11 protein-coding genes are annotated in these 12,894 nt (G+C 70.7%); 6 read left to right on the top strand and 5 right to left on the bottom strand.

Annotated features, from left to right (window positions below; genetic code table 11):
- The 3 genes from AC2CHE_RS20835 to eccCa all read right to left on the bottom strand — a co-directional run.
- On the bottom strand, positions 1-1,205 hold a 1,205-nt coding region (locus AC2CHE_RS20835), incomplete at its 3' end, for a WXG100 family type VII secretion target (protein ID WP_484506559.1).
- Between the two features lie 31 nt (positions 1,206-1,236).
- On the bottom strand, positions 1,237-1,857 hold the full coding sequence (locus tag AC2CHE_RS20840) for a hypothetical protein (protein WP_484506560.1): 621 nt from the start codon (positions 1,855-1,857) through the stop codon (positions 1,237-1,239).
- A 132-nt stretch (positions 1,858-1,989) separates the two neighbouring features.
- The gene (gene eccCa / locus AC2CHE_RS20845; protein ID WP_484506561.1) at positions 1,990-5,955 is read right to left on the bottom strand and encodes a type VII secretion protein EccCa; all 3,966 of its coding nucleotides are present in this window, start codon (positions 5,953-5,955) and stop codon (positions 1,990-1,992) included.
- Positions 5,956-6,095: 140 nt separating this feature from the next.
- Between eccCa and eccD the strand changes: the two genes are divergently transcribed.
- Positions 6,096-7,484, top strand: coding sequence for a type VII secretion integral membrane protein EccD (gene eccD, locus AC2CHE_RS20850; RefSeq protein WP_484506562.1), 1,389 nt, complete (start codon positions 6,096-6,098; stop codon positions 7,482-7,484).
- A gap of 8 nt (positions 7,485-7,492) precedes the next feature.
- Here the strand turns inward: eccD and AC2CHE_RS20855 are convergent, their stop codons facing one another.
- Positions 7,493-8,239, bottom strand: a complete 747-nt coding sequence (locus AC2CHE_RS20855; RefSeq protein ID WP_484506563.1) for an SUKH-3 domain-containing protein — start codon at positions 8,237-8,239, stop codon at positions 7,493-7,495.
- A gap of 140 nt (positions 8,240-8,379) precedes the next feature.
- Here AC2CHE_RS20855 and eccB point away from each other — a divergent pair, with 140 nt between their 5' ends.
- The 3 genes from eccB to AC2CHE_RS20870 all read left to right on the top strand — a co-directional run bounded on the left by eccB (position 8,380) and on the right by AC2CHE_RS20870 (position 10,598).
- Complete coding sequence (gene eccB, locus AC2CHE_RS20860) at positions 8,380-9,807, top strand: type VII secretion protein EccB (RefSeq protein WP_484506564.1); 1,428 nt, start codon at positions 8,380-8,382, stop codon at positions 9,805-9,807.
- Between the two features lie 156 nt (positions 9,808-9,963).
- Positions 9,964-10,293: a WXG100 family type VII secretion target gene (locus tag AC2CHE_RS20865; protein ID WP_093411131.1), complete on the top strand. Its 330-nt coding sequence runs from the start codon at positions 9,964-9,966 to the stop codon at positions 10,291-10,293.
- A 14-nt stretch (positions 10,294-10,307) separates the two neighbouring features.
- Entirely contained in the window at positions 10,308-10,598 is a 291-nt protein-coding gene (locus AC2CHE_RS20870) for a WXG100 family type VII secretion target (RefSeq protein ID WP_281565143.1), read from the top strand.
- 101 nt (positions 10,599-10,699) lie between these two features.
- On the opposite strand, the gene mycP is transcribed toward AC2CHE_RS20870, so the two are convergent.
- The gene (gene mycP, locus AC2CHE_RS20875; protein WP_484506565.1) at positions 10,700-11,962 is read right to left on the bottom strand and encodes a type VII secretion-associated serine protease mycosin; all 1,263 of its coding nucleotides are present in this window, start codon (positions 11,960-11,962) and stop codon (positions 10,700-10,702) included.
- Between the two features lie 187 nt (positions 11,963-12,149).
- Between mycP and AC2CHE_RS20880 the strand changes: the two genes are divergently transcribed.
- Entirely contained in the window at positions 12,150-12,542 is a 393-nt protein-coding gene (locus AC2CHE_RS20880) for a YbaB/EbfC family nucleoid-associated protein (RefSeq protein WP_387175894.1), read from the top strand.
- Complete coding sequence (locus AC2CHE_RS20885; RefSeq protein WP_484506566.1) at positions 12,539-12,880, top strand: hypothetical protein; 342 nt, start codon at positions 12,539-12,541, stop codon at positions 12,878-12,880. The genes AC2CHE_RS20880 and AC2CHE_RS20885 overlap by 4 nt, the downstream gene beginning before the upstream one ends.
- Positions 12,881-12,894: the final 14 nt, after the last annotated feature.

Genomic DNA, 12,894 nt, shown 5'->3' on the forward strand with positions numbered 1-12,894 from the left:
TTACCCGGCTGGGTGGACCGGTTCGGCCCGGGGCCGCGCCGGCCGCCGGGCGGTGCACCGGACCCGCTGCCCGGTCCGCTGGCACCGGGCAGGGTGGGACGGTTGGGTCCCGGCCCCCGGCCGCCGGCCGCACCGGGACCGCCCGCACCGGGCAGGGTGGTCCGCGGAGTATTTGGTCGCGCCGACGAGTTCGGTGTGGTCAGGCCCGGATTGACCGGCCGTGGTCCGGCCACCGGCGGTACCACTGCCGGACCGGGCACCACGGGGGCGTTCGGTGCGGTGGCAACCGGCGGGGTGGTCGGCGGTGGAGCGACGGGCGCCGCGGTGCCGCCCGCGAGGCCGACGCCCGCCGGGAGGTTGGGTGGCGGCGGGGAGGTCGGTCCGGTCGGCGTCTCGCCCAAAGCCGGACTCGTCGGGGTGTTCGGCCGGGTGGGCATGTCCGGCCGACTCGGCGCGGCGCCCGCCACGGGCGCGCCCGGGCGGGGTGCGCCCGGGACGCCGGCTCCAGGAATCTGGGACGGGTTCGTGATGACCGCGTCCGTCGGGCCCTTGAACTTGCCGCCCCGCGAGATATTCGAAATGTAGACGTCGATGTACAGGTCGGCCAGCGGCTTGGCGATGTTCTTGGCGCGCTGGTGGTACTCGTTCTGGACGTCTTCGTACGACTTGCCGTCGTTGCCGGTGACACCGGGAATCCAGTCGACGAGGTCGGCCGGCTGGAAGCCCTTGTCATTGGCCCGGCGTTCCCCCTGCCGGGTCTGCTCGGCCTGGTACTCCTGCCAGAGCGTCCTCATCTCCCGCTGGGCCGTCTCGATCTTGCTGGCCAGCTGGTCCAGGCCGGTGGCGTTGTTGCTGGCGACATCCTTCCACTCGTCGAGCGAGTGGAGCGTGGCGCCCACGCGAGCCATGAAGACCCGAGCCGCAGGCGACTGCCACCGGGCATCCAGCGAGTCGGCGTGGTGCTTGAGATTGTCCCGCGTGGTCTGCAGCAGGCTGGCCGCGCGTCGCCACATGTCGGCGAGTGCCGTCGTCCGCTCGTCGCTCTCCTTGCGGACGTACTCCCACATCTGCTCGATGTTCACCGAGTCCCAGGCTGTGGGCTGGTACGGCGTGGCCTGGGCGGCTCGCTCGGCCGCGTAGTCGTCCGTCACGCCGGAGTACATCGGGTAGCTGACCGGCTGCCAGCCGTAGTAGTCGTCGCTCATCCCCGCTCCTCAGGCCTCGCCCGTCACACCGTCACCGGAGATCCGACTGATCCAGCCGGAGGTCATCGCCATGCATGCGCTCGCCGTCACCGTGGATCAGATACGTGCCCGAGCCCTCGCCGACGATCTCCGCCCGCGCCCACTCAGGGGTCTCCTCGCTCTGCCCATCGGTCGGGCAGGCATTGAGGCCGTAGTGGGGATCCGTCGGCTCCGGGTTTAGCGCGGCCTGCGGCACCGCGTCGGCCGGGTTCTCCGCACCCTCCTGCCATCGGCCGCTGAGGGTGTCCTGACCGTCAACGGCGGAGAAGGCGTTGTAGACGTCCTCGTTCGTGGCCTGGGCGAGCGCGTCTCCGGTCAGGTACTCAGCCGAGATCGACATCGCGGCCATGCTCAGGGAGGTGAGTCCCTTCATCACGTCGCCCATCAGACCGGAAACGGCCATCCGGCTCTCGTCGTGCCGGCCTCGGAAGAACGCGGCTTCCTTCATCCCGCCGCCACCGAATGGTGCTTGCACGGTGAGCATGGGTTGGAGGCCATTGTCGAAGCTGGGCTGGAAGTTCTGCTCCAACTCCTTCTGGATGGCCAGCGCGAAATCCTTCAGCTGCTGGATGTCGACGTCGATCTGTTCGTCGACGAGCCACTCGTCGCCCATGTCCCCTCCCCCGTTCGCTCACACGATGCCGGCGCGGCTGCTTCCTTCTCCGACAGTTCGGGGGTCGGGCAGCCGCGCTCCGTGAGTCCACTCTGGCTGACCGTAGCCTGATCGGGCAACCCCGTACCGGGCTCAGGAGCGTGGCGGAAGGTGCACCAACTGCACCAACCGGGTACCACCGCGCCGGGACACCAGCCAGCCCCGACCCGGTGGCAGCGGCCCGGGCCGGACGGTGCCGAGCAGCACCCCCTCGTCCCGGTTGCCGGACATCACGATGCCCGGCGTGCTGATCTCCCGCAGACGCATCAGCACCGGCTCGTACAGCGCCCGACTGGCGCCGCCGGTACGCCGGGCGATGACCACGTGCAGGCCGATGTCGCGAGCCTGCGGCAGGAACTCCAACAGCGGGGTCAACGGATTGCTGCCCGCGCCGGCCACCAGGTCGTAGTCGTCGACCAGCACGTACAGGTCGGGGCCCTTCCACCAGTCGCGGGCCCGCAGCCGTTCGGCGTTGATGTCCGGCGGCGGCAGCCGGTCGCGCATCACCGTGGCGACCTCGGAGATGATGCCCTCGGTGACCTGTGCGGTCGAGCCGTAGCCGATCAGGTGCGGTGTGTCGATGTCGCCGAGCAGGCTACGCCGGTAGTCGACGATGACCAGCCGCGCCTCGGTCAGCTCGTTGCGATCGACGATCGTCTGGGCCACGGCCCGCAGGAAGGTGCTCTTGCCCGACTCGCCGTCACCGAACAGGATGAAGTGCGGATCGGCGGCGAAGTCCAGGTGCACCGGCTGAAGGTCCACCTCGGCGATACCGATCGGGATCCCCGGGCGGCCGGTGTTCGGCAGGCTCCCGTACGGCACCACGGGCGGCAGCAACCGGATCGGTGGCGCTCCCGGCCCCTGCCAGGCGGCGGCCAGATCGGTCACCAGCTTCCGCGCGCCCTCGGGCAGGGTCTCCGCCTCCTGCGCGCTGTCCGCTCGGGGCAACGCCGCCAGGAACTGCTGCCCGTCCGGGGTGATGCCCCGGCCCGGTGACTTCTCCGGCACGTTCATCGCCGCCCGCCGGTCCAGGTTGGAGTCGCTGGCGTCGGCCAGCCGCAACTCCAGCCGGGTGCCGAAGACGTCCCGGACAGCCGGCCGCAGGTCCATCCAACGGGTCGCGGTCACGATCAGATGGATACCGAAGGACAGCCCCCGGTTGGCGATGTCGTTGATCGTCGGTTCCAGGTCCTCGAACTCCGCCCGCAACGTCGCCCAACCGTCGATGACCAGGAACACGTCGCCGAACAGGTCGTCGTCGTGCTGGCCGTGCCGTCGGGCCCGCCGGTACTCGGCCATCGAGTCCACCCCGCGCGCGGCGAACCGCCGCTCCCGCTCGCCCATCAGCAGTTGCAGTTCGGCCACGGTGCGCCGGACCAGGCCGGAGTCGAGGCGGGTAGCCACCGAGCCCACATGCGGGAGGTCACGCAGCGACGACAGGGCGCTGCTGCCCAGGTCCAGGCAGTAGACCTGGGTCTCGCGCGGAGTGTGGGTCAGCGCCAGGGCGGTGACGACCGTCCGCAGCAGGGTGCTCTTGCCACTCTGCGGACCGCCGACGATGACCGCGTGTCCGGATGAGCCAGCCAGGTCGAACCACAGCACGTCACGACGCTGCTCGAAGGGCTTGTCGACGATGCCGACCGCCACCTGCAACTCGCCGAGCAGGCCGGCGTGCGCGACGGTGATGCCACGGGCGGGATCCGCGGTCATCGGAGGCAGCAGCTGGTCCAGCGTCGGCGGCTCGGCCAGCGGAGGAAGCCACACCTGGTGCGCGGGCTTGCCTCGCCCGGCGAGCCGACCGACCAGGATGTCCAGCACGCTCTCGCCAATCCCGTCGGTCGGCTCGGGCGCGGTCTCCTCCATGGGCGTACGGGTCACCGGCGGGGCGACGTAGGAGGTGGTGTACTCGCGTACCCGATCCTCACCGTCGCCGGCCGCGACCGCCGCCGCGATCTTGCTGCGGTAGGTGCCGGAGACGTACGCGGCCTTGAACCGCACCAGCGGCTCGGTGCCGAAGCGTAGGTATCCGTGCCCCGGTGAGCGGGGCAGCTCGTAAGCGTCGGTGGCCCCCAGCACCACCCGGGACTCCATCGCCGAGAAGGTCCGCAGGCCGATCCGGTACGAAAGGTGCGTGTCGAGTCCCCGCAGGCGGCCCTCCTCCAGGCGTTGGCTGGCCAGCAGCAGGTGCACGCCGAGGGACCGACCGACCCGACCGATCTGCACGAACATGTCGATGAAGTCCGGCTTGGCGGTCAGCAGTTCGGAGAACTCGTCACAGATGATGAGCAGGCTCGGCAGCGGCGACAGCGGTGCGCCCGCCGCCCGGGCCTTCTCGTAGTCACGCTGTGAGGCGTAGTTGCCGGCGGCGCGGAGCAGTTCCTGCCGGCGGACCAGCTCACCGTTGATGGAGTCGGTCATCCGGTCCACCAACGGCAACTCGTCGGCCAGGTTGGTGATTACCGCGCTGGTGTGCGGCAGGCCGTCCAACCGGGTGAAGGTGGCACCGCCCTTGAAGTCGACTAGCACGAAGTTGAGGCTCTCCGAGGAGTGCGTGGCCGCCAGTGCCAGCACCAGGGTGCGCAGCAACTCGGACTTGCCGGATCCGGTCGCGCCGATCAGCAACCCGTGCGGGCCCATGCCGTCCTGTGCCGACTCCTTCAGGTCCAGCTCCACCGGCCCGCCGTCGGCGCCCACCCCGATCGGCACCCGCAGCTTGTCGCGGTTGGGTCGCGGCTGCCACGCCCGCTCCACGTCGAACTCGTACGGATCGCCGATGTCGAGCAGCTCGGCCAGGCCCAGCTCCGTGCTGAGTGGCGTGTCGCCGCTGCCCCGGGAGGCGGCGGAGAGGCGGAGCGGGGCCAGTTGCATGGCCAACGCCTCAAGCTCCACCGCCCGGCAGTCGTCGGCCCGGCCGATCTCGGCCGGACCGTCCACCGTGATGCTGTGCAGCCGGCGCTCCGCCGACACCTCCAGCACCAGCCGCGCCCGGTCGAGCAGGCGAGGTGCCGGCGTGGACAGGTCGAGCAGGGTGACACCCTCCACTCCACCATCGGTCATCAGGTGATCCGACCCGGCGGTGTCGCCACCGTCGATGACCACCAGCACGTGCGGTCCGGCGACCTGCGGTGTACCGCCGCTGGCGTTGAACCGGGGCCGGCTGGCCAGCACGTCGTCGAGCATCGCCTCCAGACCGGTCACCGACGGCGCCACCAGGCGCAGTTGGCCGAGCGCGTCGGTGCGCGACGGGTGTAGGGCGTGCGGCAGCCACTTCGTCCATTCCCAGTCGGCCCGCCGGTCCGGTGCCACGCAGATCGCGATGAGCATGTCGTCGGGTGCGTGGAACGCGGTGGCCTGCGCGAGCACCGCCCGGACCATGTCCCGGGCCGCCTCGGCGTCACCACGCAGATGCACCCGGGCGAATCCGTTCAGCGCCATCGTCACCGGCAGGTCCGGCACTTCGCCGTAGGTGGTGAGAAACCGGCGCAGCGCGAGCGCGCACATCGGCTCCAGCTTCTCCAACGACGTGGCCGGTGGCGGCACCAACGGCGTCGCCAGCTCCTGCGGTCCCAGTCCGATGCGTACGGTGGCGAAGTCCACGTCGCCGCGCCGGCGCTCCCACAGCCGGGGTCCCAGCGGCAGAGACCAGAGCACGTCCGGGTCCGGATGCCGGTAGAACGCCGCCTCCCGCTGCTTGCGGATCGTCTTGAGTACGCGACGCCGCTGGCGGGACAGATGTGTCATGTACTCGCGGCGTTTCTGCACCATCTCCTGCTTGCCCGGGCCGCCGGAGTTGTTGGCCAACTGTGACCCGAGCATCCCGATGGCGGAGAGTCCGAACAGGCCACCGGTCACGTAGCCGAGAGTATTGTTGCCGCCCCGACCGGCGAACATCAGGGCCATCGCGAACGAGCCGGCGAGCATCGGCAGCAGCATCAGCATCTGCCCCCACGCTTTACCGCTCGGCGCGGGCACCTCGGGCGGCGCGTCCAGCAGCACCTCGCCGGAGGGGTACTCCGGTTCCGGCTGGCGGGCGGGTCGCTTGACGACCACCGTGCTCACGTGACGGACCTCCGTCGCCTCTCCTGGGTCTGGTGCGCCGCGGCGAACCGCCCCCCGCGTCACCGGCACATGGTAGGTAGCCTTTGCCCTTCAGGACAGCCGCGGGCCGTCGGCCCGCTCCTCGTACCGAGGGGTCGAAAGTGGTCACCCAGGCCGGAACCGGACTCGCGCGCATCGCCGTCGTTGCCCCCAGCCGACGGATGGATCTCGCCCTGCCGGAGCACCTGCCGCTCGTCGGGCTGATGCCCGCCGTGCTGCGGCAGGCCGACGAGGAGCCGTCGGACGGCACCAGCCACGGAGGCTGGATACTGCGGCGCAGCGACGGCAGCCCGGTCGACCTGACTCGTACGCTGGCCGCGCAGAACGTTCGGGACGGCGAGACGCTGCACCTGGTGCCCCGGCGCACCGAGTGGCCGGAGCTGGCGTACGACGACCTGATGGAGGCCGTCGCCGACGGTGCCCGACGACGCGGGGTGGTCTGGAGCCCGTTCGCGACCCGGCTGACCGGTCTGATCGTGGCCGGCGTGCTGTTGCTGCTCGGCCTCGTCGTGATCGTGGCATCCGATCAGCCCGGCTGGCTCGGCGGTGTGGTTGCCCTCGGCGCGGCCGGGCTGCTGCTGGTCTGCGGGATCGTGCTGTCCCGGGCGATGGCCGACTCCCTCGCTGGCGCGGTCGTCGCCGCCGCCGGCCTGCCCTACGCCTTCGTCGGCGGTGTGCTGGTGATCGGCACCGGCGAGTCGGTCTGGGCGCTGGGCGCCCCGCACGTGCTGCTCGGCTCCGCTGTACTGCTGCTCTCCGGGCTGCTCGGGCTGCTCGGGGTGGGCGACGCGACGCGGGTCTTCGTGGCGGCGGTCTTCGTCGGCTTCTGGGGCATGGTCGGCGGGTTGATCGCGCTCGGTGCCATGGATGCCGCACAGGGCAGTGCGATCGTGGTCGGTGCGGTGGCGCTGCTGCTGCCGGCGATGCCGCTGCTCTCCGTACGGCTCGGGAAGATGCCGATGCCGGCGTTGCCGCGTACCGCCGCGGACCTGCTGCGCGACGAGCCGCAGCCGAAGCGCGAAGTCATATACCAGGCCACCGCCCGGGCCGACGAGGTCTTCACCGGCATGGTCTTCGGGGCGTTCGTCGTCACCATCGCCGGCCTGATCGTGCTCACCGCGACCGGCACGCTCTCCGCGCTGCTGCTCGCCGGCATCATCTCGCTGGGCTACCTGCTGCGGGCCCGGCTGGTGTCCACGGTCCGGCACCGGGTGCCGATGCTCGCCGTCGGGCTGGTGGGCCTGGGCCTGCTGCCCCTGGTCGGTGCGGCCGACGCGTCGACCGGCGCCCGGGTGCTGGCCGTGCTGCCGGTGGCCCTGGTCGCGGCCGGGCTGTCAGCCGCCGCCGGGCTCGCCTACAGCCGGCGCGCCCCGTCGCCCCGGCTGGCCCGGCTCGGCGACATCTTCGACATCCTGCTCCAGCTGGCGGTGGTCCCGGTGGCGTGCAGCGTGCTCGGCCTGTACGGGTTCATGCGGGCCATCAACGGCTGACGGCTCCGTCACCAGTCGCGGTCGTGTGCTTCTGACATGGGACCACCGCGGATCAGGTTGACGATGGCGGAGTCGATGTCCGGGCCGACGAAGAAGTAATCGGCCCAGTGCAGCATGAAGACCCGCCCCCGCGCGTCGGCGACCAGTTCGGACGGTCCGTCCTCGTTGTTGCCGATCGGGTAGACCGGATTGTCGAACTCCTCGGCGAAGTCGCGGGCAGCCTCCGTGACCACGCCACCTCGAGTGGGATGGATGAAGCTCATGAAGCCGCCGCCCGGTCGGCCGCTCCGACCGAACTGAGGTAGTTGGAGGCCACCGAATTCGACAAGTGCCGCCCGGACGACCGGTGGGCATTCCAACCCGGCCAGTTCGTCGGCGAAGCGGACCATCCAGTGATTCACCCCGGCAGAGAAGTCACGACCGGGATACCAGCCTGCCTTGTCCAACACGTGCCGCACGTCGGGCGGAAACCGCCCCTCGGCGGCGCGGTGCTGCGTGTACTCCTTGGCAACCAGTGACGGAGGAAGTGAGCGCCACTGGGACACCTCGCCGGTCTCCCGGTCCACGACGGCTAGGGGGTACCCGGTGGCAGAAGGCGGGGCGGGTGGCCCCTCAGTGGGAGGCGCGGCCGGGAGAACGCGCCAGGCGACGTAGCCGAGGTCGAACTCGTACAGGTCCACTTCGGGCGCGGGCCCCGGATTGCCCGCACGGGCCCAAGCGCGGGCGATGGCCAGGGCCTCGTCGCGGCTGATCATCGAAGGACTCCTCGGGATGCCGTCGTCGGTTCCGCCGGCCGACGCCGGATGCGGGCACCGGTCGGCTCGACGCCGTGCCTATGGTAGGCACCGCGGTCCGGCGCTCGTGACCGTGCCGGCGTACGCCAGGGGAGGCTGCCATGCCGTCGCGGCGGGACCAGGTCCAGTCGTACCAGTTCTTCGTCCAGCGGATGACCTCCGCGCTGGTGGCGCGCGAGCCCGATCCCGAGGCGGCACCGTTCCGCCGGCTCGGTGGTGCGGGCTTTGCCAGCATCATGGTGGCCGTGCTCTGCCTTGCCGCGGTGGGGGTGTACGGCCTGCTGCGTCCCGGCGGCGCGACCAAGTGGAAGGACGGCGGCGCGGTCATTCTGGAGAAGGAGACCGGCACCCGCTACCTGTACCGGGAGGGCCGGCTGCATCCGGTGCTCAACTACGCGTCCGCCCTTCTTGCCATGGAGACTGCGGCACCGACCGTCTCGGTCTCCCGCAATTCGCTGGTCGGCACCCCACGTGGCCCAAGCATCGGCATCCCGTTCGCCCCGGACGCGCTGCCTCCGGCCGGCCGCATCCTGGACGGACCCTGGACCCTCTGCACCCAGCCGGCGCGTAACGCGGCCGGCGGTATCGTCGCCACCACCGTGCTCACCGTTGGACGGGCACCCGGCGGCGGGCGGGAACCGGGCGACAGCGCGCTGCTGGTGCGCGACCGCAAGACCGACCGGCTGCATCTGGTCTGGCGCGACCACCGGTACGAGATCCGCCGCGAGAAGATCGTCTTGGAGGGTCTCACCATGAGCGCCGAGCCGGTGGTGGAGGTGGGCGGGGCGTGGCTGAACGCCTTGCCGGCCGGAGAGCCGATCGCGCCTCGGCGGGTGGTCGGCCGGGGGACACCCTCGACGGCGTTGCCGGACGCCCGGGTCGGCCAGGTCTTCGTGGTGGAGAGCCAGGGTGGCAGCCGTCAGTACTACCTCGCCGAACGGACGGAGCTGGTGCCGATCACACCTGTCCAGGCGGATGTGGTGATGGCCGACGGGGAGACCCAGTTGGCGTACCCGGGAGAGGCGAGGCCCTACCCGGTCGAACTGGCCGCCGGCACCGCCGCCGTGGCGCCCAAGGCAGCCGCGCCGGCCCAGGGGCGGCATCGCGCGCCGGAGCAGCGGCCGGAGATCGCCCGGTTGGCCGGCGACCAGCCGGCGATCTGCGCGGCCTACCGACCGGGCGCGGATGAGCCGACGCTGCTGCTCGACGCGCAGGTCCAACCGGTGCGTGAGCCGGTACGCACCGGCGAGCAGACCGGCGACGGGATCCCGCTCGCCGATCGGGTCGTCATCGAGCCGGGTCACGGCGTGCTGGTCGCCGCCGTTTCCTCCCCGGACCAGGAGACGGGCACCCTCAATCTGGTCACCGACCTGGGTCACCGCTACCCGCTCGCCTCCGCGGGCGTGCCCGCCATCCTCGGCTACTCGGAACTGCAGCCGGTACGGCTGCCCGCCAGCCTGGTGGTCCGGCTGCCCGCAGGACCGGTACTCGATCCCACCACGGCGAAACTCGCGCTCGACCCGGAGTGACCTGACCAGCCACATTGGAAAAGCGTGGCGGGCAATGGTCTAGCGCGGGCTGGACACGACCCGTTACCGTTCGTAAGACGATGGTGCGCGAGCACCGACTGACAGGACGCCCTGGTGAGTCGGGGCGATCATTTGAGGACGGGGGTGACTTCCGTCATGTCGATGAACACCGACACCGGCTTGATGCTGAAGACCGAAGGTGACGTCGATGCCGTCGCCGATCGGCTCACCGGCAATCTCAACTCGCTGATGGACCAGCTCGCGCCGCTGTACGACCAGTGGAAGGGCGCTGGTGCCGGTTCCTTCCAGCAGGTGCGTGAGCGGTTCGACCAGGACATGGCCCGCCTCAACGTCGCGCTGCGGGCGATCGCCGAGGCGGTCGGGTCTGCGGGTAAGGACTACGACGTAAGTGACGAGGAGATCCGGGCCGACATGGATGGCGCGGGTGCCACCGCCGGTCAGATCACCGCGGCGCTGAAGCTCTGACGGGGGAGACACTCATGACGGAGATTCGGTACAACTTCGCCGGGCTGAACGCCGCCGCCGACAGCTGCAGTGGTGCGGTCCGGAACATGACCGGTGAGCTGGACGGGCTCAAGTCCGGCATCGCGCCGCTGCTGGCCACCTGGGACGGCGACGCCCGCGAGGCGTACTTCCAGCGGCAGACCGAGTGGGAGTCGGCCGCCAACGACCTTCGTGACCTGCTCGGTCGGATCGAGAAGGCGCTTCGTGAGTCGGCCGGGAAGATGCAGGCCCGCGAGGCGGCGAACCGCGCGAAGTTCGGCGGCTGAAACCGGGAACGCAGCACCGATGGCCCGGCCCCGCGCCGGGCCATCACCGTCTGCGCCGCAGCAGCCTTGCCAACCGGTGACCGGCGGCGGCGACGCCGCGCTCAACCGGGTGGCATCGAATCCGGCACCCGGAAGAAGATCTCCTCGGGTTCGTCGATCTCGGGCTCGGTCCGGGGCGGCGCCGACGGGCGGGTGGGCCGCCAACGGGTGCGACGGCCGCGCGGCAGCAGCGTGGCCAGCACCGCGACGCCGACCGCGACCGTCGCCAGCGTGAGGCCTATCCAGAGGGCCAGCCGGCCAAAGACCGCCCAGCGGTCCGCGCGGGCCTGTGCCGCTGCGTCGTACGGCACTTCGGGCAGTGGCGGTTGGGCCACCGGGGCCCCGGTGGTCAGTCGCTCGGTGACGGCCCGGTACGGGTTGACCACCCCGCTGCCGTAGCCGCGTGTCGCGTCGCCCCGGGCCGGATCGGCGGTGGCCAGAAGGCGTCTGGTGACCTCGCGGGCCGACAGGTTCGGCTCTGCCGCGCGGATCAGTGCGGCGGTCGCACTCACCATCGGAGCGGCGAAGCTCGTTCCGTCGTAGGTGTTGTGTCCGACCAGCCTGGTAGCCGCCACCACCGCACCGCCCGGAGCGCTGATGTCCACGTACGGCCCGATCTGGGACTGCCGGATCCGGGCGCCGTACTGGTCGATGGCGCCCACGCCGATCACCCCGTCATAGGCCGCGGGGTAGGGCACCGGATCGGGACGGGCACCGTCCTGATGCTGGTTGCCGGCGGCGGCGACCAGCACCACGTCCTTCTTCAGCGCGTACCGGACGGCCTGCTCAACGTCAGGGTCCGGCCGGTACAGCGTCACCGACAGGTTGATGACGTCGGCACCGTCGTCGGCCGCATGTCGGATGGCCTGCGCAAAGACGGCTCCGGTGACGGTGTCGCCGCCCGCGCCCGGGCCCTCGTCGGCGTTGCGTTCACTGACCCGGATCGGCACGATCGTGACGTCCGGCGCCAGACCGTGGAAGCCGACCCCGTCCCGCTGACCGGCGGCGATGATGCTGGCCACGGCGGTGCCGTGGGACACGCAGTCCACGTCGCCTCCGGGGGTGCCGCGCAGGGCGTCGAAGCCGGTGGTCACCCGACCGGCCAACTGCGGGTGACTGCTGTCGGTACCGGAGTCGACGACCGCGACCCGTACTCCCGCGCCGGTGCTGAACGGCCACACCCGCTGCGGAGCGAGCCACCGCTGATGCCAGGGCGTCTCGGTGTTGACCTCTCCCGGATCGCTCGGATTATCGCAAATCGCCGGTGCGGCGGCCGCCGGGCTTGCGACGGGAACCGTCAGAGCTGCGGTCAGCAGCGTTCCCATCAGCGCAAACGTCGCCATAGGACGGTCTCGGCCCATGTCTGCACGCCTCCCGTCAACCGGCCCCGCTGCATCCTAGCGGCGGGCCGACGTCGGACCGGGCACGCCGAAGTCGTGCCCATTCAGTATGGTCGAGTTGTCACGCCCGGGCGTGAGCGGCGGTTGGGGACTTGCGCGGGAGGAACACGCCATGGACGTACAGGCGCTGCGCGCCCGTGCCGACGAGCTGATGGCGCAGTTCGAGCGGATGCGCTCCGGCGTCGGCGACCTGCAGCAACAGCTCAAGACGGTGAAGGCGACCGTCACCTCCGAAGACGGCTTGGTCACCGTCACGGTCGGGCCTCGTGGTCAGGTGACGAAGGTCGAGTTCGATCCGCGTATCTACCGCCGGCCCAACTCGAAGGAGCTCTCCGCCACGGTCACCGAGACTATTCGGCGGGCTACCGAGCAGGCCATGGCCGAGGTCGAGAAGTTGGTTCGACCGTTCGTACCGGACAGTCAGTTCCAGGCATACATCGATCACGACCTCGACGGCATCTTCCGTCAGTTGGACAGCGATCTGCCCGGGGAGGAAAGACGATGAGTGAGTTGCGCGAGACCTTCGTCAAGCCCGACGCAGCCCTGGAGGGCGCCAACGAACTCGGTGCGGCGGGTGCTCGGCTCGCCACAACCTGGCAGAACCTCGCCGCGACCATCGGGGGGCTGAACAGCGACCGGCCCTGGGGGGACGACGAGCCGGGCAACGAGTTCAACAAGAACTACCTCGGTGGCGACGATCAGCCGGCGCAGCGGGTCCTCGACCTCACGGCGGACCTGGTGCCGCTGGTCGAGGTGCTGGGGCCCACCGTCAAGGGGGCGGTCGAGGGCACCGTCGACACTGACGACATGGTCAAGACGCTGTTCGGCGGAGACGACAAGTAGCAGCTCACCCGCTA

This window comes from Micromonospora sp. ATLC16 (assembly GCF_057196645.1).